Below are 24,015 nucleotides of genomic sequence, written 5' to 3'. Positions count from 1 at the left end.
AGCCGCCCTGGTCCTGGCCACCCGGCCAGTTTCGCAATCGCCCGCGACATCCCAGATTGAGGACAACTTACAGGAGCCCACCATGACTGACCTAACCGCCCTGTCCTCGCTGCTCGCGGCAATGGTGGCGCGCACCGCGCCCTCAGTCGTCGCCGTGCACTCGCATCGCTCCCGTGCGACCGGCTTCGTCTGGAAGGCAGGCCTGATCGTCACCGCCGACGAGGCGCTGGCCGACGAGGGCGAGGTCGAGATCGGCCTTCCCGACGGCAGCCGCGTGGCCGCCACGATCGCCGGCCGCGACCACACGACCGACATCGCGCTGCTCCGCGCCGACATTGCGACGACCCCGGTCAAGCTCGCCGCGACCGTCCCGCCGCTGGGCGCCTTGTCGGTGGTGGTCGCGACCCACCGCGATACGCCGAGCGCGGCGCTCGGGATGGTATCGGCGTCCGGCAATAGCTGGCGCTCGTTGCGCGGCGGCGACATCGATGCGCGGATCGAGCTCGACGTCCGCCTGCGTCCCAGCCAAGAAGGCGGCGTCGCGCTCGACGCATCCGGTGAGGCGTTCGGCATGGCCGTGCTCGGCCCGCGGCGCGTGCTGGTGATCCCGACAGCGACGATCGAGCGCGTCGCCGCGCAGCTGGAGGTGCGCGGCCGCATCGCGCGCGGCTATCTCGGCCTCGGGCTGCAGCCGGTCCGGCTCGACGACGGCATCGGCGCGATGGTGATGAATGTGGACAAGGCCGGACCTTCGGCCGCCGCCGGCATCCGCCAGGGCGATGTGATCGTCGCGGTCAACGATCAGAAGCTGTCCGGCGTGCGCGCGTTGTCGCGGACGCTGGGTCCGTCGAGCGTTGGCACCGTGGTCGATGTCGCCGCGCGCCGCGGCGGCGAACCGGTCAGCTTCAAGGTCACGGTCGGCGAGAGGCCGGAGGCGTGAGCGAGGACAAGATGCCAGAGATCGTGCTCGCCTTGGAGATCGACGACCCCGCGCTCGCCGATCGCCTGGCGGCGTTGCTCGGCAACATCGCCGGGCTTCGTCTTGCCGGGCCCGGCGAGCAGGCCGCTGCCGCGATCGTCGCCCGCGATCCGCGCCGCATGCCCGAGGACATCGCGCTGACGCAGCGCGAGCTCGACGTGCTGGCGCTGATGGCCGAGGGCGCCTCCAACAAGATGATCGCGCGCCGGCTCGGCATCTCCGTGCACACCGTCAAGTTCCACGTTGGCTCGCTGCTCGACAAGCTCGATGCCACCGGCCGCACCGATGCGGTCGCACATGCGGCGCGGCGGGGCGTGATCGAGCTCTAAGCGGGTCTTGGCATCCAGACAGTGCGATCGGATCGCATTGAGGGCTGCCTTACATCCGCTTGCCGCCGTTCTTTTCCGCCGCGCGGCGCAGCGCTTCGGCGAGTGCGCCGCCGCCTGACGATTCCTGCTTGCGCGGTGCGGACGACGTCATTCGGGCAGGGTTGCGTGAGCTGTTGTCGCGCTGCATGCCGGGGGCGTCCTTCTTGGCGCCGACCTCGTCGTCGAGGCGCAGCGTCAGCGAGATGCGCTTGCGCGCGACCTCGAAGTCCAGCACCTTCACCTTGACGATGTCGCCGGGCTTCACCACCTCGCGCGGATCCTTGATGTAGGTCTTGGACATCGCCGAGATGTGCACGAGACCGTCCTGGTGCACGCCGATGTCGACGAAGGCGCCGAAGGCAGCAACGTTGGTCACGGTGCCCTCGAGAATCATGCCCTTCTTGAGATCCTTGATCTCCTCGACGCCCTCCTTGAACACCGCGGCCTTGAACGCCGGGCGCGGGTCGCGGCCAGGCTTTTCGAGCTCTCGCAGGATGTCGGTGACGGTCGGCAGACCAAAAGTCTCGTCGACGAAATCCTTCGGCTTGAGCGTGCGCACGATCTCGCTGCTGCCGATCAGCGCCTTGATGTCGCTCTTGGTGGCGCTGAGAATGCGCCGCACCACCGGATAGGCCTCGGGATGCACGCCGGAGGCGTCGAGCGGGTCCTCGCCGCCGAGAATGCGCAGGAAGCCCGCGCACTGCTCAAACGCCTTCGGCCCGAGCCGGGGCACGTCCTTGAGCGCCTTGCGGGACTTGAACGGCCCGTTGGCATCACGATGCGCCACGATGCTCTGCGCCAGACCAGAGCCGACGCCGGACACGCGCGCAAGCAGCGGCGCCGAAGCGGTGTTGACGTCGACGCCGACCGCGTTGACGCAGTCCTCGACCACGGCATCGAGCGATTTGGCCAGCTTGGCCTGGCCGAGGTCGTGCTGATACTGGCCGACGCCGATCGCCTTGGGCTCGATCTTGACGAGTTCGGCGAGCGGATCCTGCAGACGCCGGGCGATCGAGACCGCGCCGCGCAGGGTGACGTCGAGACCCGGCAATTCCTCCGAGGCGAAAGCCGAGGCCGAATAAACCGACGCACCGGCCTCCGACACCACGATCTTGGTCATCTTCAGCTCGGCCAGACCCTTGACGAGATCGCCTGCGAGCTTGTCGGTCTCGCGCGAGGCGGTGCCGTTGCCGATCGCGATCAGCTCGACGCGATGCTTCAACGCGAGCTTGCCGAGGATCGAGAGCGACTCGTTCCACTGCCGCTGCGGCTCGTGCGGATAGATCACCGCGGTATCGACGACCTTGCCGGTGGCATCGGTGACGGCGACCTTGACGCCGGTCCGATAGCCGGGATCCAGCCCCATGGTGACGCGGGTGCCGGCCGGCGCGGCCAGCAGGAGATCGCGCAGGTTGGAAGCGAACACGCGCACGGCCTCGGTCTCGGCGGCGTTCCACAGCCGCATGCGCAGGTCGATGTTGAGATGCACCTGGATCTTGGTGCGCCAGGCCCAGCGCACGGTGTCGATCAGCCAGCGGTCGCCGGCGCGCTTGAGGTCGGCGATGCCGAACCGCTTCATGATCTTCAATTCATAGGCGCTGGGCACGCCCGGCGGCGGTGCCTCAGCCTCGGCCTGAATCTGGAGGTCGAGGATCTCTTCCTTCTCGCCGCGGAACATCGCGAGGATGCGGTGCGACGGCAATTTGGTCAGCGGCTCCGAGAACTCGAAATAGTCGGCGAATTTCTCGCCCTCGGCTTTCTTGCCGTCGCGCACCTTGGAGGCCATGCGCGCATTGGTCCACATCTCCTCGCGCAGCGCGCCGATCAAATCGGCGTCCTCGTCGAACCGCTCGACCAGAATGGCGCGGGCGCCATCCAGCGCAGCAGCGGCATCGGCAACCCCCTTCTCGGCGTTGACGAAGCTTTCGGCCACCACCTTCGGATCGTTGGTCGGCTCCGCGATCAGCTGATTGGCGAGCGGCTCGAGGCCGGCTTCCTTGGCAATCTCCGCCTTGGTGCGGCGCTTCGGCTTGAACGGCAGATAGATGTCTTCGAGACGGGCCTTGCTGTCGGCGGCGAGAATGGAGGCTTCGAGCGCGGCATCGAGCTTGCCCTGCTCGCGAACCGATTCGAGGACGGCCTTGCGGCGGTCTTCGAGCTCGCGCAGATAGACCAGGCGCTCCTCCAGGGTGCGCAATTGCGCGTCGTCTAGCGCGCCGGTCGCTTCCTTGCGGTAGCGTGCGATGAAGGGAACCGTGGCACCGCCGTCGAGCAGCGTCACCGCCGCCTCGACCTGCTCGGCGCGAACCCCAAGCTCCTGCGCAATCTTCTGGTTGATGTTTGCCACGCGCGAATTCCCCTATCCAAGCACGCAATACGGCGGCGAACCGCCGACCACGGGACGCCGCTTATGGACCAACCGGGGTTGATTCATCAAGGTGCGGCTGAGCACCGTCGACAGAGGATTTTTTGTCGGACCGATGCGATCTCGCCACATTCGTGCGGATGTCGGCGTATGCCAATGGCTTGACAGAAGGCGCTGTTCCACGGCTGGTTGGCCGGCCGGACCAGCAGACTTCCTACGAGGACACTCCATGCGCGCCACATCGGTCGGCGTCTTCAAGCTCGTTGCCAAGGGCCCCGGCGACGTCTCCGGCCTCATGGCTAGGATCGACTCCGGCGCGATCGATCCCAAATCGATCCTCGCCATCCTGGGCAAGACCGAGGGCAATGGCGGTGTCAATGATTTTACGCGCGAGTATGCGGTGGCCGCGCTGTGCGCGGCACTGGCGCCGAAGCTCGGCCTGACCGCGCAGGAGGTCGAGCAGCGGATCGCCTTCGTGATGTCAGGTGGCACCGAGGGCGTTCTCAGCCCGCACATCACCGTGTTCACGCGCCAGGACGTCCCGCAGCGGCCTGCCGCTATCGCAGGCAAGCGCCTGAGCATCGGCATGGCACACACCCGCGATTTCCTGCCCGAGGAGCTCGGCCGCTCCGCGCAGATCACGGAGACGGCCACGGCCGTGAAAGCCGCGATGGTAGATGCCGGCATCACCGATCCCGCCGACGTCCATTTCGTGCAGATCAAGTGCCCGCTGCTGACCAGCGATCGCGTCGCGGCGGCAAACGCGCGCGGCAACAAGACGGTGACGACGAGCGCCTACAGCTCGATGGCCTATTCGCGCGGTGCGTCCGCGCTCGGCGTTGCCGTTGCGCTCGGCGAGATCGCCTTTGATGTCCGCGATGAGGACGTGCTGCGGCGCTACGATCTGTTTTCGAAAGTGGCCTCGACCTCGTCCGGGATCGAGCTGATGGGCAACGTCGTCATCGTGCTCGGCAATTCGGCGGCATCAGTCAGCGACTTCGAGATCGGTCATGCCGTGATGGACGATGCCATCGACGCCGCATCGGTGATGTCGGCATTGACGAGCGTTGGACTTGGCGTCGCGCCGCAAGCGAACGCGGGCCGCAAGCTCGTCAACATCTTCGCCAAGGCGGAGGCCTCGCCCGATGGCAGCGTGCGCGGCTTCCGCCACACCATGCTGGAGGATACCGACATCAGCTCGACCCGCCACGCGCGCGCCGCCGTCGGCGGCCTGATCGCAGGCCTCGCCGGCACCGGGGCGGTCTATGTTTCCGGTGGCGCCGAGCATCAGGGGCCGGCGGGCGGCGGCCCGGTTGCGGTCATCGCACGGCTCTCGGGTTGATGCGTGCGCGTGTAGCATGGGTTTGCAGCCGACCTCTCCATCCGACGCAACCCTGCCCTTCGCCCTGAATCAGTTGATTAAAGTGTTCCTGTGCGAAACTAAGGTGGCGCCGCACGAAGGGATTGGACCACATGACTTTGCCGATGAGCTGGAACGAATGGGCGCAGCACGATGGCGTGGGCCTCGCGGCGCGCGTCCGCAAGGGCGAGCTGACGGCGAAGGAGCTCGCGCGCCAGGCGGCCGCGGGTGTCGCCAAGGTCAATCCCGCTCTGTCGGGCGTGGTCGAGCTGTTCGAGGACGTGATCGCCGATCCCGCCAAGGATGGTGCCAATCTCGCAGGTCATTTCGCCGGCCTGCCCTTCCTGATGAAGGATCTCGGGCCGACCATGAAAGGCCGGCTGCAGGAAATGGGCTCGCTGTTGATGCGCGGCAATCGCGCCGCGGCCGACACCTTCCTCACCGGTAAATTCCGCCAGGCCGGGCTCAACCTGATCGGACGGACCACGACGCCGGAATTCGGCGTGTGCTCTTCGGCCGACAATCCTGCCGTCTACGTCACCCGCAATCCCTGGAATACCGATTATACCACTTGCGGCTCGTCGGCTGGCAGCGCCGCGATGGTCGCGGCCGGCGTGGTGCCGATCGCGCATGCCACCGACGGCGGCGGCTCGATCCGCATTCCCGCCGGCGTCAACGGCAATATCGGGCTGAAGGTTTCGCGCGGCGTGTTCTCGCTGGCACCGCACATGTCCGACCTCACCGGCCTCGTCTCGATCCAGGGCTGCCAGTCGCGCTCGGTGCGCGACACCGCCGCCTTCGTCGATCATGCGAGGGGACCCGCGCCGGGCGAGTTCATGCCGTTCTGGACCACGGCGCAGCCTTATTCCGAGATGATCAAGCGCGATCCCGGCAAGCTTCGCATCGCATTGTCGCACACATGGGGCGACTACACCGCGACGCCTGAGCTCGCAGCCGAGCTGGAGAAAGCCGGCCGCTTCCTCGAAGGCCTTGGCCATCACGTCGATTACGCACTGCCGGAGATCGACCTCCCCGGCGCCTTCGAGGCGCAGACCACCTGCTACATCTCGAACTTCGCGGTGGTGATCTCCAACATGCTCGCCGCACGCGGGCTGGAGAAGCCGCCGGAGGATCTAATCGAGCCCATGAACATCCGGATCTGGGAAGCCGGCCGGCACACGACCTTTGCCGAGCGGGCGAAGATGCAGGGGGTGTTCAACACGACGTCACGCGGCTTCGGCGCTTTCTTCGAACAGTGGGACGTGATCCTGACCCCGATCACCGCGCTGCCGACGCCCAAGGTCGGCACGAAGGAGTATCTCACCATCTCCGACAATCCCGATGTGCGCGACTGGTTCGGCAATCTCTGGCGCTTCTTCGCCTTCACGCCGCTCGCCAATCTCTGCGGCATGCCGGCGATCTCGATGCCGATGGCGGCTCAAGACCACGGCCTGCCGCTCGGCATCCAGGCCATCGCCAAGCAGGCCAATGACGGCCTGCTGCTGCAACTCGCCGCCCAGATCGAGCGCGCGCTCGACGGCAAGTGGAACGGCGGCAAGACCGCGAAGGTGCATGTGACGAAGGCGTAGGCGAAGGCCACGCGCTCCTCTAGCCCTCGTCCTTGGCACTCGCTTTCGCAATGGCCTTGTCCACGCGCCAGCGTGACACACCTTGCTCGGCGAGCAGGCGCGCCGCGAGGCTTCGCGTCTCCGGAAGGAGAGCGACGAGCGCATTGGTGCCCGTCACGGCCGGATTACCAATTTCCTGAGCGTGCAATGCGGCGCGGCGGTCGACGCGCCGGAACGCGGCGGTCGGCGCCGCTGTTCCCGTCTCGATCACCGTGTGCGCGAGCCCCTTGTCGAGATGGTCAGCGAGGTTTCGCCTGAGCACGCCGAGGTCGGCGTTACTGGCCTGCAGGACAGGTGCGGCATCACCGTCTTCGGTCAGCGCCAGCAACAGGTGCTCCAGCGTCGCAAACTGATGGCGGCGCTGATCGGCAAGAGCCAGGGCCCGGCGTCGGGTCGCATCATAGGCCACGCTGAATGGGCGAGACGACACGTCCAGCAGCCCGTCGATCTTCTCCAGCCGCTTTACGGGATCGAGCATGGCCAGTAGCTCGTACTTGTCCTTGATCGGCAACTTCATGCGCATCGCCATCGTGTCGGCTATGCGGCCAACGTCGCGCGTCTGATCGAAGAACAACCAGATATCCGGCATCAGCAAGCCGTGCGCGGCTGCGTAGTCCTCAAAACGCTGAATGGCCCGGCGGATCAGTTCGGGCGAGTCGACCGGCGTCCCCTCGGGCAAGTCGGATGCCTCCGACCGATACCCGCTCGATAGCGCTGTAAAGCTGCGCAGTGCGACGCGGCGGAGGACACGCGATAGCACCCTGATCGAACCATTCTGGAGTCGTTCGAGCTCGACCAGCTGCACGAGCACGCCGACCTCGTAGAGGTCGGCAAATTGCGGCTCATCGACGGCCGCATCGCGCTGGATCGCGCAGACCATCTCGCGCTCGCCCTCGAATGCATGGTTGAGGGCCAGCACCGTGTTCTCGCGGCCAACGAACAATGGAAAGGTCGCGCCGGGAAATGGCACGAAATCGCGCAACGGGACCGCCGGATAGACCGCGGTCGAGCTCTTGAGCCTTGCGATCGGCACAGACGTGTCACGACGCCCCGTCTGGAGCATTGCCGACAACGTATTCCAGTCGGCAACGCCCAACATCCTCGACACCATGCCGAGGCTTTCGCTGTGGCTGATGATGACGGCTTTGGTGGTCAGAGATTCGCGCAGGGTCTGCGCCATAGCCTTGGCATCGCGAAAATCGCGCATCGGTTCGTCCTCTGCATGAGCGATCCAGATGTATCAGGCGGTTGCGCTGCTGACCCGGACGCTTGGGCAAAGGGGAGGGCCGATGAAGGCTCGATACGTTCACCATTCCACGAAGGGTGCAACCGGCAGGTCGTATCAACCAGCGCGGAGGGTGACGCAAAGACAAATGCCTGTCAATTCCGAACTCAGTTCTTCACCGCCGGAATCTCTTCCGCCGCCGGCTGCTGCTGGCCCTGCTTGTACATCGCCAGCGCCTTTTCGAGCGCTTCGCGCAGCGCCAGCGCCGCGGCGACGCTGCAACGCAGGTGCGCGGTCTGGACCACGTCGACCCTGACGGCGGCGCCGACCGGCATCAGGAGGTTCGCGGCGAGCTCGATCTGGATCGCGCCGTTGTGATGGCCGAAGCAGGACGCACCGTCGAAATAGATGATCGGCGCCCGCTCCGAGCTGGAGCTCGAAATGGTGACGGGCCCCTGATTGGCGGCGGGCGTTTCGGGGTCGGCCATGGGCGCTCCTTGCAGCTAAACGACGAACGAAGCGCCCACCATCGACGCTTCGGCCCGCTCTGTCGAGGCCCCTTCAGGGGTTTTGCGCGGCGCCCGACACTGGTCTAGAACGTTCCCATGAGCACCACACCGACCACGCTCCAGTTCGAGGAACTCGCCGAGGCGATCCGGGGCCGGCGTTCCGACTACGGCCATATCAGCGGGCTCCAGCTCGACCGTTTCGCGCCGGCTGAAGCATGGTCCAGCCTGCCCTACCGGCCCGTCTTCGTCGGCGACACCGAGACCGGCGTGCTGCACGGAGGCGTCGTCACCGCGATGCTGGACGAGAGCTGCGGCATGGCGGTGCAGCTCGCGCTCGACGGCACGCGCGCGATCGCGACCCTCGACCTGCGCATCGACTACCAGAAGCCGGCGACGCCGGGCCTCGACATCAAGGCGCATTCGGTCTGCTACCGCACCACGCGCTCGATCGCCTTCGTGCGCTCCACCGCCTATCAGGAGTCCGAGGACGATCCGGTGGCGACCGCGACCGCCTGCTTCATGATCGGCGCCAACCGCACCAACATGCTCGCCGATCGCAGGATGAATGCGCTGGACATACCGGCGCTGGAGACGCCGGAGGATCCGGACGGGCCGTTCGCGCGCAGCCCGTTCGCGCGTTGGCTCGGCATCCGCGTCAACGCCGACGGCACGCTGACGATGCCGTTCTCGCCAAAGATCATCGGCAACCCAATCCTGCCCGCGATCCATGGCGGCATGACCGGTGCCTTTCTCGAGACCACGGCCGTCATCGGCGTCGGGCGCGAGCTCGGCATCGCCGCACCGCCCAAGCCGATCGGGCTCACCGTCAACTACCTGCGCTCCGGCCGCGCACTCGATACGTTCGCCGATGTCTCGATCGTGAAGCAGGGCCGGCGCATCGTCGCATTCGAGGCGCGCGCCTGGCAGGACGATGCGAACAAGCCGATCGCCACCGCCTTCGGTCACTTCATGCTGCGCCCGACGCCGGGAAGTGACGAGGAATAAGCGGCTTTTGACTTGACGGCCGCAGTTCCGGCCACAACGATAGCGCGTCCCTGCGAGAGGTATTGGATTGCGGCACCCGCTCGACATCGTTGCCATGTTCGCCGCACTCTGGCTGCTGGCCTCGATGATGCTCGACGCGCTGACGCCGAAGGAGCTGACCGCGATCATGATCGGCGTTGCGATCGGCCCCGCGATGGTCGTCACCGCCGTGTTCTACTATTTGCGGTGCGCGCGAACCGACTTTGCGGTGATGTTCTCAGCACTCTGGCTGATCTCGGACATCGCCATCGCCTTTGTTTCGCCGACGCAGCTCCCGCATTTCCTGATCGTGCTCGGCTTCCTGCCGGCGCTGCTGATCGGCAGCGTGCTGCACTGGCAACGCTTCCAGCACCGCCATGAGCAACTGCCCGCGCCTTCAGTGAAGCGGGGCTAACGGGGCAAGAGGTTCGTCTTCGCGAGATCCAGCACCTCGTCGCCGCGTCCGTTCATCACTGCGCGCAAGACCCAGAGACTGAAACCCTTGACCTGTTCGGCCGTGATAGTCGGCGGCATCGACAGTTCCTGCTTGGCGGTGACGACGTCGAGCAGCGCCGGCCCGTCATGCGCGAGCATCTCCTTGACCGCACCGGGAAGCTCGCCGGGATCCTCGACGCGTTTGGCAAAGATGCCCATCGCGCGCGCCATGGCCGCGAAATCCGGATTCTCCAGGTCGACATTGGTGTCGACGAAGCCGGCCGCCTTCATTTCCAGCGCGACGAAGCCGAGCACGCCGTTGTTGAAGACGACCACCTTCACCGGCAGCTTCTCCTGCGTCAACGTGATCAGATCGCCCATCAGCATGGTGAAGCCACCGTCGCCGGAGAGCGAGATCACTTGTCGGCCGGGCTGCGACGCCTGCGCGCCGATCGCCTGCGGCATCGCGTTGGCCATCGAGCCGTGCACGAAGGAGCCGATCAGCCGTCGCCGGCCGTTCATGCCGAGATAGCGAGCGGCCCATACCGTCGGCGTGCCGACATCGGCCGTGAAGACGGCGTCGTCCGAAGCATGGTCGCTGATGACCTTTGCGAGATATTGCGGGTGGATCGGCTTGCTTCCCGGCGTACCCTTGGCGAGCGAGTCCAGACCTTCGCGCGCCTTCTTGTAATGCGTGACCGCGTCGTCGAGATGCTTGCGCTGCGTCTTTGATTTCAGCAGCGGCAGCAGCGCCTCGATGGTGAGCCTGACGTCGCCGACGAGGCCGAGATCGATCTTGCAGCGCCGCCCGAGATTTTCCGGCCGGATGTCGATCTGCGCGATCTGGCAGTCGGTCGGGAAGAATTGCTTGTAGGGAAAATCGGTGCCGAGCATCACCAGCGCGTCGCAGGCATGCATGGCCGCGTAGCCCGAGGAGAAGCCGATGAAGCCGGTCATGCCGACGTCGTAGGGATTATCGTATTCGACATGCTCCTTGCCGCCGAGCGCGTGCACGATCGGGCTCTTCAGCGCCTCCGCCAGCTGCATCAAGGGCGCGTGCGCGCCGGCGCAGCCGCGGCCGCAGAACAACGTGATGCGCTCGGCGCCGTTGAGGAAATCGGCGAGCGCCTGCAGCTCGTCCGTCTGCGGCACCACCTTCGGCGCCGGCACGTTGAGGCCGCGCGTCGTCGACAGCGCGCGCTTCGGGGGACTGCGGAACGCGACGTCGCCGGGCATGGCGACGACGGCGACGCCGCGCAGGCCCACCGCCGCGCGGATGGCGTTCTCCAGCACGAAGGGAAGCTGGCTCGGATCGGAGACCAGCTCGCAATAATGGCTGCATTCGCGGAACAGGTTTTGCGGATGGGTCTCCTGGAAATAGCCGCTGCCGATCTCGGCCGTCGGGATCTGCGCGGCGATCGCGAGCACGGAAACGCGGCTGCGATGCGCATCGAACAGCCCGTTGATCAGATGCAGATTGCCGGGGCCGCAGGAGCCCGCGCAGACCGCAAGGCTCCCGGTCATCTCCGCTTCGCCGGCGGCGGCGAACGCGGCGACCTCCTCGTGGCGGACATGGATCCATTCGATCGTGCCGCGGCGGCGCAGCGCCTCGGTCAGGGCGTTCAGGCTGTCGCCGACGATGCCATAGATGCGCTTGACACCGGCCTGTTCGAGCGTTGCCACGAACAGATCGGCCACGTTGTTGATCGCCATGTCGGTCTCCTGATCTCGCTGGTCCGGCAAGGTAGGATAACGCGCGACCGTGACGGCATCACGGCTTGTTTATTGCCGGCTCAGTCTTTCGCGATCGCCCGATCGTAAGCCGCGATCGTCACCTTTGCGCGAGCGGCTACATCCGTCGCGCTCATGCCGGGCTTGTAGAGGCTGGAGCCCAGCCCGAACGCGGTCACGCCGCCCTTGATGTATTCGGCGAAATTCTGGTCGGAGACGCCGCCGACGGCGGCGATCATCACGTCTGACGGCAGCACCGCCCTGATCGCGGCAATGCCGGAGGCACCCAACACGCTCGCCGGAAAGAACTTCAACCCCGACGCGCCGGAGCGTGCGGCAAGCAGCGCCTCGGTCGGCGAAAACACGCCGGGCAGCGTCACCATGGCGTACTGATGGGCACGCACGAGCACCTGGGTGTCCACATTCGGCGAGACCATCAGCTTGCCGCCGACGTCGTTGAGGCGATCGACATCCGCGGTGGTCAGCACCGTACCGGCGCCGATCAGCACGCCTGCCGGCGCCTGCTTCACGGCCGCCCCGATGGAGCGGAATGGATCGGGCGAGTTCAGCGGGATCTCGATCGCGGTCATGCCGGCTTCGATCAGCACGCCGACGATGGCCTCGGTCTCCTCGGGCTTGATGCCGCGCAGGATCGCGACCAGCGGCCGCTGCATCGGCGGAAAGGGAACGGTCATCTCGAGGATCCTTCTATTTCATCCAGATCGCGGCAGCCGCCATCGACAGGCCGCGGCGGACCGCTTCATCCGCATCGACCGGATGCGCGGTGACCGACAAGGCGTCGAAGGCGTGGCGGTACAGCATCGCCAGCCGCCCCGAGGCAATCAGCTTGACGCCCGCCTGCGGCACGGTGCCGGAGAGCCCGGCCGCGAGCTCGACACCGATCAACGTGCCCGACAGCGTCTCGCGCGCAGCAGCCGGCGTGCCGCCGAATAGAAGCTGGCGCGACCGCGCACCGAACAACAGATTGGCGGTGAAGGCCGGCGCCGCGTATGCGGCCTTGACCGCCGCCTTGAAGCTCGCCACGTCCTCGGCTTCGTCAGCGCCCGCAACCGCGAACGACAGGATGGTCTCGCGCGAGACCACGCTGAAAAGCTCACCGGTCATGAAGGTGGAGAAACGTTCGACAATGCCGCCTTTGACGCGCACCCATTTCGAATGCGTGCCGGGCATGCACACCAGCGCCTCGCCGGCGGCTTCAAAGCCGAGCGCGCCGAGCAGTTGCGTTTCCTCTCCGCGCATGACGTCCGGCGCGCCGGCGTCGCGCTGCGCGATGCCCGGCAGGATCCGGATGTCGCGGGCTTCGCCCGGGACGCGTACGGCCTGCTTCAAGACTGTCGGGAGCGGCGCCGGCGTGTCGACATAGCCGGCTTCGACCCAGCCGGTCTTGGCACCGGCCATGCCGCAGACGAGAACCGGCAGATGATCCGGCGCTTCGACCGCCGCAAGATGCGCTTGCAGCACGGCAGGAAAGCCGGTCTTCGCCGCCGCCAGCATGCCTTCATCGCTGCGGCGCTCGGCCAGCACCTGGCCGGCTCGATCGACCAGCCACAAGCGAAAACTGCTGGTGCCCCAATCCACCGCGACATAAGCGGGTTTGGTCATCTCAACGCGTGTCCTCGTCTCAACGCCAAATTCTTGTCTCACCGACAAGACGCCGTCTCGCGACAATGAGACGGACGCTTGGCAAATCCGCCCCGGGATATCGGCTATTGCCGCCGCAAACCAGCCTTTTCTGGCAGGCCGGAGACGCTGCCGCGCTGGCACACCGCTTGCTCATGGGTCGGCACTGACATCCGTCAACGCGCGACAAGACGCGTCAACACCAGATGAGGAAACCCATGGAGATCGGCTATTTCACGATGCCTTCGCATCCGCCGGAGTGCGGCCTGAAGGAAGGACACGACTGGGACCTGCAGGTCATGCGCTGGCTCGACGAGCTCGGCTATCAGGAGGCCTGGGTCGGCGAGCACCACACCGCGCCCTGGGAACCCAATCCCACACCGGACCTCTTGATTGCGCAGGCGCTGATGCAGACCAAGAAGCTTCGCATCGGGCCGGGCGGGTTCCTTTTGCCCTACCATCACCCGGCCGAGCTCGCCAACCGCGTCGCGATGCTCGACCATCTCTCCGAGGGCCGGCTCAATTTCGGCGTCGCAGCGTCGGGCCTGCCGAGCGACTGGGCGATGTTCAACGTCGACGGCATGAGCGGGCAGAACCGCGACATGACCCGCGAGGCGCTGGAGATCATTTTGAAGCTCTGGTCCGATCCCGCACCCTTCACCTACAAGGGCAAGTTCTGGACGGTGACCAAGCCGGACACGATGTTCGACTTCCTCAAGCCGCACATCAAGCCGTTGCAGGCGCCGCATCCGCCGATCGGCGTCGCTGGTCTCTCGAAGAACTCGGACACGCTGAAGCTCGCGGGAGAGCGCGGCTTCATCCCGATGAGCCTCAACCTCAACCCGGCTTATGTCGGCAGCCACTGGGACTCCGTCGAGATCGGCGCCGCCAAGACCGGGCGCAAGCCGAACCGCGCGGACTGGCGCCTCGTGCGCGAGGTGTTCGTCGCCGACACGGATGAAGAGGCCTGGAGGCTCTCGACCGGCGACATGATGGGCCGGATGATGAGCGAGTACTTCCTGCCGCTGCTAGGTCATTTCGGCTTCAAGGACTATCTGAAGCACGCGCCAGACGTGGCCGACAGCGACGTCACCGTCGAATATTGCGCCAAGCGGAACTGGATCGTCGGCTCGCCCGCGACCGTCGCCGAGAAGATCGAGAAGATCTACGACGAGGTCGGCGGCTTCGGCGTGCTCCTGGTGTTCGGCTTCGACTACAAGCACAAGGCCGAGGCCTGGCACCATTCACTGTCGCTGCTGAAGAACGAGGTGATGCCGCGCCTGAAGCATCTCGGCTCCGCGAAGAAGGCGGCTTGACCCGACGCGGGTGCGGCACGATCGTGCCGCACCCGCAGCAATTTCGGAGATTTCCGTGGACGCCAAACCTGTCGACGCCAAGGATTTCAAGCAGGCGATGCGCCAATGCGCCGGCGCCGTCGCGCTGGTCACGGTGGGCGCCGAACACGGCAAGCGCACGGGATTGACCGTGACCTCGGCCTGCTCGCTGTCGGACTCGCCGCCCTCGCTGATCGTCTGCGTCAACCGCAACGCCAGCGCACATGCACGCATCCGCGAGGAAGGCGCCTTCGCGATCAATTTCCTGCACGAGGATCACGCGTTGCTCGCGCTCACCTTCAGCGGCCAGAAGGGCGTCAACGGCGACGACCGCTTCACCTTCGGGCAGTGGACGCGCGGCGCGACCGGTGCCCCGATGCTGGCCGACGCCGTCGCCGCGTTCGATTGCGTTCTGGCGCGGGAGTTCGAGACCGCGACGCATTCGATTTTCGTTGGCGAGGTGCGCGGCGTGTCGCATGAGGAGGCGGCACGGGCGCTCGTGTACCTGCGCAGCAGTTTTCACACGCCGCAAGAGATGCGCGAGACCGTGACGGTCGGCGACATCGATTCGCGCCATCTGAGCTGGACAGATTTTTCGTAGGCCTTGCCCGGCATTGTAGGGTGGGCAAAGGCGCACTTGCGCCTTGCCCACCATCCGTCAGACACCACAATAAAGGTGGTGGGCACGCTTCGCTTTGCCACCTGCGATATCCGCGTTTCGCGGAAGAGACCCTGCTTCCGCAAGGGGAAAGCGTGCCGCATGCAATTGGCCGCTACTGCGCCGTCTAGATCTTCAGTTGCTTGATCTTTCGGTACAGCGTGGCGCGGCTGAGCTTCAGGGCGCGCGCCGCCTCAGTGACGCGGCCGCCATGCTGGCGCAAGGCTTCGACGATGGTGGCGCGTTCGGCACTCGCAAGATCCGGCTCCGTCGCCTGTCCGCCGAACGGCGGCAGATCGAGGTCCGCATCGGTGATGACGCCGTTCTCCGCGGTGCAGCCGGCGAGCCGCAGCACGTGGCGAAGCTGGCGCATATTGCCGGGAAAGGGATATGCCGAGAGCTGCGACCACGCTTCGTCCGAGAAGCGGCAGTTCGATGCCTCCTCGCGCGCGATCTGGCGAATGATCCCGTCCCGGTCGGCGCGCTCGCGCAGCGCCGGCAAACGCACCTCCAGGCCGCGCAGGCGAAAATAGAGATCGGCGCGGAAGGCGCCCTCCTCCGCCATGCGGCCGAGATCGCGGTGGGTGGCGCTGATCAGGCGGATGTCGACGGCGACCGGCTTGAGCGCGCCGAGCGGCCAGACCTCGCGGTTCTCCAGCACGCGCAACAGACGCGTCTGCAGTGCGATCGGCATGTCTCCGATCTCGTCGAGGAACAGCGTGCCGCCGTCGGCCTGCACGATCAGGCCCTTCGAGCCGTCGCGCCGCGCGCCGGTGAAGGCGCCGGCCTCGTAGCCGAACAGCTCGGCGTCGATCAAGCTCTCGGGCATCGCCGCGCAATTCAGCGCGACATAATGGTTGCGCGCCCGGTTGCTCGCCGCGTGAATCGCGCGCGCGAACACGTCTTTGCCGACCCCGGTCTCGCCCTGCAGCAGCACCGGCAGATTGTGATCGCCGATGCGCTTCAGCCGTCTCACGCTTCCGATCAGGCCGGGATCGCCGCCGGCGAGCCGGTGCAGCGCATCGAAGCGATCAACGGGCGGATCGCGGCGCTTGCTGAGCGGCCGCGCGCGCCGCGGCGGCGCGATCTGCCCCCGCCCCATCGGACTGCCATCGGCGCGGCGCAGCTGGACGATGTCGCCCTCGTCGCGCGCAGCGTGATGGTCGAACTTGATGTAGCGCGACAGGTCGATGCCGGAAGCGATCAAGCCGTCGGTGAGGCCCAGCAGTGCGCGGGCGGACCGGCAGGCGCCGACGACGCGGCGGTCGTCGTCATAGGCGAGCAGGCCACTGCCGCCATCACCGGGCACAGTGGCGATCCAGGCGTCACGAAAATGGTCGCGAAAGATCGCGCCCTCGATCCGGCGCGTGGCCTGCATCGTGATCGCGAGCGCGAGCTGATGCGCGGCGCGGCTGAGGTCGTCGCGACAAGAGGTGATGTTCACGGCGCCCGCGATGCGGCCGGCCTGGTCGAACAGCGGCGTCACTGCACAGGAGAAGATGCCCCACTGTTCGCGAAAATGCTCATCGCGGTGAACCAGGATCGGCTTTTGTTCTGCAAGGCAGGTGCCGAGCCCGTTGGTGCCTTCATGGGCCTCCGAGAAATTCGAGCCGGTGTAGACCTTCCAGCGCAGGAAGATCTCAGTGTCGGCCTCGCCCGGCAAGCGGCTGAACAGCATGGTCGCGTTCGCATCAGCAAGATTGACGCAATAGCCGGCCTCCCGCAGCACTCGGGCGAGATCCTCGAGCTCGGACGTGGCGAGCCGGATCGTCTGCTCCATAGGCTGGGCGACATGCCGGAACTCGGCTTCAGTCAGCGTCTGTGGCGGGCCCTGGCGGGCGGGATCGAGCTTGTGGCTGATCAAGGAGCGCCGCCAGGAATTGGCAATCCGCGAAGACGCATCGACGTCGGCCACATGATTGGCGACGGACAAGACCCGGGCGACATGGTTCGAGGCCGACAGGCTGGCCATCGCAGACGTCTCCACCCTGTATTATTGTGCAAAGTCTGGCAGCACGGGCGGGGATGTCAATCGGGAACCGGGAGGCGATACTCTCTCCTCCTCGTCATGGCCGGGCTTGTCCCGGCCATCCACGCGTTACCGCGCGTGCGAAAGAACGTGGATGCCCGGGACAAGCCCGAGCATGACGGTATGGAAGCGGCTCGCCCGGATAATTGGCGGGCGTTGCTGCACCGCCCTCACCACGTATCGATACACGGCCGCTTCTTTCCCGTCCTGGCGGGCGGCTTCGGCACGGACCGCAAGCCGGCCATGATCCAGCGCCGCGTCTCGGCGGGGTCGATGACGTTGTCGATCTCGAACACCGAGGCGATCGAGACCGCCTTGCCGTTGGCGTAGAGCTCGGCGACCTTGTTGCGGTAATAGGTCTCGCGCTCCTCGGGGTCGGCGATCGCCTCCATCTCCTTGCGGAAGCCGAGGCGGACATAGCCTTCCAAGCCCATGCCGCCGAACTCGCCGGTCGGCCAGGCCGCGGTGAAGAACGAGGCATGGAAGCCGCCGCCGATCATCGACTGCGCCCCTAACCCATAGCCCTTGCGCAGCACGATACCGAACAGCGGCACGGTGAGGCTCGCGCCCGTCACGAACATCCGCGAGACATGGCGCACGATCGCAGTCTTTTCGGCCTCCGGGCCGACCATGAAGCCGGGCGTGTCGCAGAGCGAGACGATCGGAAGATCGAAGGCATCGCAGAGCTGCAGGAAGCGCGCGGCCTTGTCGCCGGCATCCGCATCGATCGCGCCGCCGAGGTGGCGCGGGTTGTTGGCGATCAGGCCGAACGGCTTGCCCTCGATCCGGATCAGCGCAGTGACCATGCCGACGCCGTAGTCGCGCCGCAACTCCAGCACGCTGTCCTTGTCGGCGACCAGATCGATGACGCTGCGGATGTCGTAGACGCGCAGCCGGTTCTCGGGGATCGCGCGGCGGAGCAGGCGCTGATCGGCGGCCTGCCACTCCGTCACCGCACCCTGGAAATAGGACAGGTACTTCTGCGCGATGCGCGTTGCCTCCTCCTCGTCCTCGACCAGGATGTCGATGACGCCGTTCGGCGACTGGAACGTAACAGGTCCGACCTCGGCCGGATGATAGACGCCGAGCCCGCCGCCCTCGATCATGGCCGGGCCGCCCATGCCGATCGAGGCGTTCTTGGTCGCGATGATGACGTCGCAGCAGCCGAGCATCGCGGCGTTGCCGGCGAAGCAATAGCCGGAAACCACGCCCACGACCGGGACCAGGCCGGAGAGCCTCGCGAACTGCACGAAGGACGGGCCGTCGAGCCCGGTCATGCCGAGCCGATCGGTGTCGCCGGGCCGCCCGCCGCCGCCTTCGGCATAAAACACCAGCGGCACGCGCCAGTCTTCCGCAAGCGTCAGCATGCGGTCGATCTTCTTGTGGTTCATGTGGCCCTGCGTGCCCGCGAGCACGGTGTAGTCGTAGGCCACGACGATGCAACGCGCGCCTTCCGGGCCGAACTTCTCGCCATTCACCGTGGCGACGCCCATGACGAGGCCATCGGCCGGCGTGTTCTTGATGAGATCGTCGAGCTTGCGCCGGCGCCGCTGCGCCGCAATGGCGAGGCTGCCATATTCCATGAACGAGCCGTCGTCGACGAGCTGCGCGACGTTCTCGCGCGCAGTACGCTGGTTGGTGTTGCGGCGGCGCTCGACCGAAGACGGGCGGCTCGCATCCAGCGTATTGGCCTGGCGGGCGATCAGCTCGGCGAGGTCGGGACGGATGTGGTCGAGATCGACGTCGGCTTCCGCAGCCGTGCTGTCGGCCGCAACGTCGAGCGGCTCGAGATACATGATCGCCTCGCCATGCATCAGCGTGGCGCCGTCGCCGGCGACGAGCTTCATGACCCGGCCGCCCTGCTCGGCCATGACGAGATGCTCCATCTTCATGGACTCGATCACGGCGAGCTGCTGGCCCGGGCGCACGATCTCGCCCTCCTTCACCTGGATGGTGACGATGGTTCCTTGCAGGGGCGCGGCGACCATCACCGTGCCTTCGGGCACGATTTGCGCAATTTGCGCCTCCGCGCTGTGGCCACCGCTTCGCTCGGTCGCGGCGAAGTAGAGCGGCTTGGCCGCGCCGTCCGCCGCCTCGACGAGCTTGGCGATATTGCGATCGATGAAGTCGGTCGCGATGCGGTTGGTCCTGAAATCGGGATGCGCGAGCACGGCCTGGAGGAAGGCGATGTTGGTGACGACGCCGTCGATCCGGAACTCACGCAAGGCGCGCGAGGCCTTGGCAACGACGTCATGCCAGGCCTCGCCCGGGCTATGCACGATGACCTTGGCCAGCAGCGAATCGAAGGCCGCGCTGGTCTTGTAGCCGGCGTAACCAAAACTATCGACGCGAACACCGGGCCCCGACGGCGGCTCGAACACAGCGAGCACGCCGCCGGTCGGATGCGTCGCGCCCGTCTCGTCCAGCGTTTCCATGTTGACGCGAAGCTGCATGGCATGGCCGCGCGGCTTCGGGATCGCGCCTTGTGCAAGGCCGAGCGAAGCCAGCGAAGCGCCCGCGGCAACCGCGAGCTGGGCGCGGACGAGGTCGAGCCCGAGCACCTCTTCGGTGACGGTGTGCTCGACCTGAAGCCGCGGATTGGCCTCGATGAAGGCAAAACTGTCCTCGGCGGTGCCGTCGACCAGGAATTCGAAGGTGCCGAGATTGTCGTAGGACGCCGCCGTCGCGAGCTGCTTCGCAGCCTCGATGATGCGGCCGCGCAAGGGATCGCTCAGCGAGGGGCTCGGCGCCACCTCGATCAGCTTCTGGTGCCGGCGCTGGATGGTGCATTCGCGCTCCCAGAGATGGGAGATCGCGCCAAAGTGGTCGCCGATGATCTGCACCTCGATATGGCGCGCCTGCCGGATCAGCCGTTCGGCATAGACGCCGTCGAAGCCGAACGCGGCCTTCGCCTCCGACTGGCAGCGCGCATAGGCTTCCGCGAGGTCGGACGCGTTCTCCACCACGCGCATGCCGCGGCCGCCGCCGCCGGCCATCGCCTTGATCACGATTGCCGCATTGCCACCGAGCGACGTGAAGAACGCCGAAATCTCCTCCAGCGAGGACGGCCCGCTGGTGCCGGCGATGATCGGAACGCCGCAGCGCTTTGCCAGTTGCCGGGCCGCGACCTTGTCGCCAAACAGGTCCAGCGCCGCAGCTTTCGGCCCGACGAATACTATGCCTGCATCGCCGCAGGCCCTGGCGAACGCCGCGTTCTCGCTGAGAAAACCGTAGCCGGGATGCACGGCGTCGCAGCCGACGCTCTTCGCCGCCTTCACCACCGCATCGATGTCGAGATAGGCCCGGGCGCCGCGGCCGGGGATTTCGACCGCGTCATCGGCGACACGCACGTGCAGCGACAGCGCATCGTCGGCGGGATGGATCGCAACGGTCGCGATGCCGGCATCGGCCGCCGCGCGCGCGATGCGGATGGCGATCTCGCCACGATTGGCAATCAGGAGTTTCTTGAACGACATGCAGCGGTCTCCATGCCCGCGAGGCCGGGCGCGGGGCGGCAGGTTCGATGATCCTGCTTCTCCACTTTAGCCGTAGCCGTCAAGAGCGAGGTAGCCGGTCGCGATGACCGCTCCCGCAGGCCGGAATTTCCCTTCGCCGCACGTGCCGTGACGAGGCCAATAATCCACGTCACGGCAGACGGGATTGGCGTCGATCAGGCCGCGCGCACGCCAGCAACGAAAGTGCTCACCTCGTTCTCGAGCGATTGCAGCTTCTGCGTCAGCCGGCCGCTCGACTGCAGCACGAGGCCGGCGGCCTGTCCGGTCTCCGCGGTCGCATCGGTCACGCCGGAGATGTTCTGCGAGACCTGGTCGGTGCCGGACGCCGCCTCCTGCACGCTGTGGGCGATCGCCTGCGTGGCGGCGCCCTGCTCCTCGACGGCGGCGGCGATCGAGGAGGAGATCTCGTTGACCTCCATGATGGTGGCGCGGATGCTCTCGATGTTGCCGACGACCTGATTGGTCTCGGCCTGGATCGCGGTGATCTGGGCGCCGATCTCGTCGGTCGCCTTCGCGGTTTGGCTCGCCAGCGACTTCACCTCGCTCGCGACCACCGCAAAGCCCTTGCCGGCTTCGCCGGCCCGCGCCGCCTCGATGGTAGCGTTGAGTGCGAGCAGATTGGTCTGCGAGGCGATCTGGTTGATGAGGTCGATGACCTCGCCGATCTTGTGCGCGGCCGCAGCCAACCCCTGCACGGTGTCGTTGGTTCGCTGTCCGTCGGCGGCGGCCTTGTCGGCCACGGTCGCGGCCTGCGCCACGCGCTGGCTGATCTCCGAGATCGAGGACGATAATTGTCCGGCGGCGGAGGCCACCGTCTGCACGTTGGTCGAGGCCTGCTGGCAGGCGGTTGCGACGAAGCTCGCGCGGTCGCTCGCTTTGTTCGCGGTCTCCGACATGCCCTGCGCGGCCTGCTGCATCGCGCGCGCTTCGCTGAAGACCTCGCGAACGACGGCCTGGACGCTCGCCTCGAACTTGCCGGCGAGATCGGCCATCGCCTTGCGCTTCTCCTCGTCGGCCCGCTGCTTCAGCTCCTGCTGCTCGGCATGCATCCGGCCGACCGCCGACGCGTTGTCCTTGAACACGGCAAGCGCCTTGGCGAGCCCGCCGACCTCGTTGCTGCGATCGGTGTAGGGCACCTCGAAGGCGCTGTCGCCGGCGGCAAGGCGCTCGGTCAGCGCGGTGATCTTTGCAAGCGGACGGGTCACGCTGCGACCGATCACGAAGGACGCGCCGAGCACCAGGACCAGCACGGCCAGACAGACGTAGCCGAACGTCGTCGCGGCCTGGCGGAAGACGGCGTCGACGTCGTCGAGATAAATGCCGGTGCCGATGATCCAGCCCCAGGGCGCAAAGCCCTTCACGTAGGAGATTTTCCCGACCGGCTGGTCGAAGCCCGGCTTCGGCCAGAGATAGCCGTAGAAGCCCGCGCCGTGCTTTTTGACGACGTCGACGAAGCCCATGAACAGCGCGTTGCCGGCGGGATCCTTCATGCCGGAGAGATCCTTGCCGTCGAGTTCGGGCTTGATCGGATGCATGACCATCTTCGGGGTCATGTCGTTGATCCAGAAATACTCGACCTTGTCGTAACGCAGGCTCTTGATTTCAGCCATTGCGGCGGCCTGGGCCTGCTCGCGCGAGAGTTTTCCCTCGCTCTCGAGCTTCTGATAGTGGGCGAGGATGCCGTAGCCGACATCGACCATGTGCTGCGTCTTGACCTGGCGATCGGTCACCATCTGCGCACGCAGGGTCGACAGCGCGATCGGCGCCAGCGCGATCATGCCGAGGAGGCTGATGCCGACAATCAGAACCAGCTTGAAACTGATGCGGGAGAAAATCATCGGGGCTCGCAAAATTGGCGGTACAGATATGCCAATTTATCCCGATCCTCTTAGCAAAGCCTTAAGCATTCCGGTTCCCCAAGCGCCCGCCGAAGGCGCTCCGCTTCGTCCTCCTCCAGCACGGCCTCGCATCGGAGATGCGAGCTCTTCAAATCTAGAACACCTCGATATCGCCCTTCCGCGCGTTGACTTGGAGAGGGCTCTGGCAGAACGATCGATGCAGACATCAGCGCGAGCTGTGGCGTGCGCGCAGCCAAGGGCCAGAGGCTTCATGCATTCATCGACATCACAGAGGTCTCTCGACCTTCCCGCACTCAGCGCGGCGGAACGGCTCTTCATCTGGGGTTTCAGGGCGAAGGCGCGCAGCGGAGGCGCCGTTCCGACAGCCGCCGACATCCAGCAGGTGTACGACCATTTTCGCGTCGGCGATGCGGTGCTCTCGCTGGAAGCCATCATCGAGATCTTCGCCTGCACGGCCCATACGGCGATCGAAGTGCACTGCCCGACTTGCCCGCGCATGTCGGACAGCGAGCACGCCATCTTACACGCCATTGCCGCGGCACAGCAGGATCGCCTCGAAATCGTGCGCGAACGGTTCGAGAGCTGGCTGCCGCCGGTCGGTGCCGACTGGGCGCTCGCGCCCGTGCGGGGCCTGGCGACGATCTTCCGCATGGCAGGTCTCATCCTGCCCGACCGGCACGTCCGCCCCTTCGACCACGACCGGACCATGGCGATGAAGAGCTGGCTGGTCGGAAGTCCGACGTTGCATTGACGAGATCGTTCATGGTTCCAGAAGCTTGCGGTTCTGCGGCGATCCCGGACGCCGGCCAGATGCGGCTCTGTCCGCTCCAGGCCGCGCTTGCGTCGCGCCCCTGCGTCGACAGCTATGATGATTTCTGCCGCGTCGCGCTGTCGTTGTTCCGGTTCATCGGGGCGGCCTATACGACCGGCGCGTCCGATTGCTGGGAAGCTGCCTATCGCTTTGCCGACGAGGCGCCGGGCATTTCCGATAGTCCGCTGCTGGTGGCCCGGACAGCCGCGCTCGTCAGAATCCTGCGCAGCGGCCGGCCATGCGGGCTGTGCTTCATGCCGCCGTCCTGCCGCCGCCTGTCGAATGACGAGGCTGAACTGATGCGCTTGCTGGCGGTCGCGCGCCGCAAGCAGCCGGGCGAACTCGAATCCATCGTCTGCCAGCTCGTCGGCTCCGGCGAGCAGGATGCGGCGACGCGCGCGGTCAACGCGCTTGCCTTCTGCTGAGGCTTTGAGCGGTTCTAGTCGCATCCGGAGCAGCCTTGCGCTATCAACGCCCCATGGAGACGCAGAGCTCGATGCCCTCCATAAAACCTCCAGACGATCCCGGCGCAACCACCGCTGGGA

General features: G+C 66.3%; 19 protein-coding genes. 10 read left to right on the top strand and 9 right to left on the bottom strand.

The window, feature by feature from the left end; translation table 11 throughout:
• The first annotated feature begins 82 nt into the window (after window positions 1–82).
• Window positions 83–940: a S1C family serine protease gene (locus tag ACFDR6_RS17465; protein WP_212080509.1), complete on the top strand. Its 858-nt coding sequence runs from the start codon at window positions 83–85 to the stop codon at window positions 938–940.
• A complete protein-coding gene (locus ACFDR6_RS17460; RefSeq protein WP_212080508.1) occupies window positions 937–1,308 on the top strand; it encodes a response regulator transcription factor in 372 nt (123 codons plus the stop codon). Before ACFDR6_RS17465 ends, ACFDR6_RS17460 begins: the two co-directional genes overlap by 4 nt.
• Before the next feature lie 49 nt (window positions 1,309–1,357).
• Here the strand turns inward: ACFDR6_RS17460 and ACFDR6_RS17455 are convergent, their stop codons facing one another.
• Window positions 1,358–3,694 (bottom strand): Tex family protein, encoded by a 2,337-nt coding sequence (locus ACFDR6_RS17455; protein ID WP_375858971.1) that lies wholly within the window; start codon window positions 3,692–3,694, stop codon window positions 1,358–1,360.
• Window positions 3,695–3,941: 247 nt separating this feature from the next.
• On the opposite strand from ACFDR6_RS17455, the gene atzD reads away from it, so the two are divergent.
• Both atzD and ACFDR6_RS17445 read left to right on the top strand, forming a co-directional pair.
• Window positions 3,942–5,054 (top strand): cyanuric acid amidohydrolase, encoded by a 1,113-nt coding sequence (atzD, locus tag ACFDR6_RS17450; protein WP_375858970.1) that lies wholly within the window; start codon window positions 3,942–3,944, stop codon window positions 5,052–5,054.
• 131 nt (window positions 5,055–5,185) lie between these two features.
• On the top strand, window positions 5,186–6,661 hold the full coding sequence (locus ACFDR6_RS17445) for an amidase (RefSeq protein WP_375858969.1): 1,476 nt from the start codon (window positions 5,186–5,188) through the stop codon (window positions 6,659–6,661).
• A gap of 19 nt (window positions 6,662–6,680) precedes the next feature.
• On the opposite strand, the gene ACFDR6_RS17440 is transcribed toward ACFDR6_RS17445, so the two are convergent.
• Together ACFDR6_RS17440 and ACFDR6_RS17435 are read right to left on the bottom strand one after the other, a co-directional pair.
• Window positions 6,681–7,907 carry an LON peptidase substrate-binding domain-containing protein gene (locus tag ACFDR6_RS17440; RefSeq protein ID WP_375858968.1) on the bottom strand — a complete coding sequence of 409 codons (1,227 nt, stop codon included), beginning with the start codon at window positions 7,905–7,907 and terminating at the stop codon, window positions 6,681–6,683.
• A 185-nt stretch (window positions 7,908–8,092) separates the two neighbouring features.
• A complete protein-coding gene (locus ACFDR6_RS17435; RefSeq protein ID WP_212068073.1) occupies window positions 8,093–8,413 on the bottom strand; it encodes a hypothetical protein in 321 nt (106 codons plus the stop codon).
• Window positions 8,414–8,530: 117 nt separating this feature from the next.
• On the opposite strand from ACFDR6_RS17435, the gene ACFDR6_RS17430 reads away from it, so the two are divergent.
• The gene (locus ACFDR6_RS17430) at window positions 8,531–9,439 is read left to right on the top strand and encodes a PaaI family thioesterase (RefSeq protein ID WP_375858967.1); all 909 of its coding nucleotides are present in this window, start codon (window positions 8,531–8,533) and stop codon (window positions 9,437–9,439) included.
• A 67-nt stretch (window positions 9,440–9,506) separates the two neighbouring features.
• Window positions 9,507–9,872: a hypothetical protein gene (locus ACFDR6_RS17425; protein ID WP_317242448.1), complete on the top strand. Its 366-nt coding sequence runs from the start codon at window positions 9,507–9,509 to the stop codon at window positions 9,870–9,872.
• Here the strand turns inward: ACFDR6_RS17425 and poxB are convergent.
• From poxB to ACFDR6_RS17410, 3 genes are all read right to left on the bottom strand, one after another.
• A complete protein-coding gene (gene poxB / locus ACFDR6_RS17420; protein ID WP_375858966.1) occupies window positions 9,869–11,605 on the bottom strand; it encodes a ubiquinone-dependent pyruvate dehydrogenase in 1,737 nt (578 codons plus the stop codon). The genes ACFDR6_RS17425 and poxB overlap by 4 nt on opposite strands.
• A gap of 80 nt (window positions 11,606–11,685) precedes the next feature.
• The gene (locus tag ACFDR6_RS17415) at window positions 11,686–12,318 is read right to left on the bottom strand and encodes a 2-dehydro-3-deoxy-6-phosphogalactonate aldolase (RefSeq protein WP_375858965.1); all 633 of its coding nucleotides are present in this window, start codon (window positions 12,316–12,318) and stop codon (window positions 11,686–11,688) included.
• Window positions 12,319–12,331: 13 nt separating this feature from the next.
• Window positions 12,332–13,246, bottom strand: a complete 915-nt coding sequence (locus ACFDR6_RS17410) for a 2-dehydro-3-deoxygalactonokinase (RefSeq protein WP_375858964.1) — start codon at window positions 13,244–13,246, stop codon at window positions 12,332–12,334.
• 236 nt (window positions 13,247–13,482) lie between these two features.
• Between ACFDR6_RS17410 and ACFDR6_RS17405 the strand changes: the two genes are divergently transcribed.
• Together ACFDR6_RS17405 and ACFDR6_RS17400 are read left to right on the top strand one after the other, a co-directional pair.
• Window positions 13,483–14,580: an LLM class flavin-dependent oxidoreductase gene (locus ACFDR6_RS17405; protein WP_317243850.1), complete on the top strand. Its 1,098-nt coding sequence runs from the start codon at window positions 13,483–13,485 to the stop codon at window positions 14,578–14,580.
• Window positions 14,581–14,629: 49 nt separating this feature from the next.
• Window positions 14,630–15,199: a flavin reductase family protein gene (locus ACFDR6_RS17400; RefSeq protein WP_317243849.1), complete on the top strand. Its 570-nt coding sequence runs from the start codon at window positions 14,630–14,632 to the stop codon at window positions 15,197–15,199.
• Window positions 15,200–15,383: 184 nt separating this feature from the next.
• Here the strand turns inward: ACFDR6_RS17400 and ACFDR6_RS17395 are convergent, their stop codons facing one another.
• From ACFDR6_RS17395 to ACFDR6_RS17385, 3 genes are all read right to left on the bottom strand, one after another.
• Complete coding sequence (locus ACFDR6_RS17395) at window positions 15,384–17,228, bottom strand: sigma-54-dependent Fis family transcriptional regulator (protein WP_375858963.1); 1,845 nt, start codon at window positions 17,226–17,228, stop codon at window positions 15,384–15,386.
• Window positions 17,229–17,455: 227 nt separating this feature from the next.
• A complete protein-coding gene (locus ACFDR6_RS17390; RefSeq protein ID WP_375858962.1) occupies window positions 17,456–20,761 on the bottom strand; it encodes an acetyl-CoA carboxylase family protein in 3,306 nt (1,101 codons plus the stop codon).
• Between the two features lie 194 nt (window positions 20,762–20,955).
• Window positions 20,956–22,638 carry a methyl-accepting chemotaxis protein gene (locus ACFDR6_RS17385; RefSeq protein WP_317242443.1) on the bottom strand — a complete coding sequence of 561 codons (1,683 nt, stop codon included), beginning with the start codon at window positions 22,636–22,638 and terminating at the stop codon, window positions 20,956–20,958.
• 271 nt (window positions 22,639–22,909) lie between these two features.
• Between ACFDR6_RS17385 and ACFDR6_RS17380 the strand changes: the two genes are divergently transcribed.
• Both ACFDR6_RS17380 and ACFDR6_RS17375 read left to right on the top strand, forming a co-directional pair.
• A complete protein-coding gene (locus tag ACFDR6_RS17380) occupies window positions 22,910–23,410 on the top strand; it encodes a hypothetical protein (protein ID WP_375858961.1) in 501 nt (166 codons plus the stop codon).
• A gap of 11 nt (window positions 23,411–23,421) precedes the next feature.
• Entirely contained in the window at window positions 23,422–23,895 is a 474-nt protein-coding gene (locus tag ACFDR6_RS17375) for a hypothetical protein (protein WP_212080494.1), read from the top strand.
• Window positions 23,896–24,015: the final 120 nt, after the last annotated feature.

The sequence above is a fragment of the Bradyrhizobium tunisiense genome, from assembly GCF_042263385.1.
In the GTDB taxonomy this organism is placed as follows: domain Bacteria; phylum Pseudomonadota; class Alphaproteobacteria; order Rhizobiales; family Xanthobacteraceae; genus Bradyrhizobium; species Bradyrhizobium tunisiense.
The sequence above is the reverse complement of the archived record's forward strand: the minus strand, read 5'-3'. Positions and strand labels throughout refer to the sequence as shown.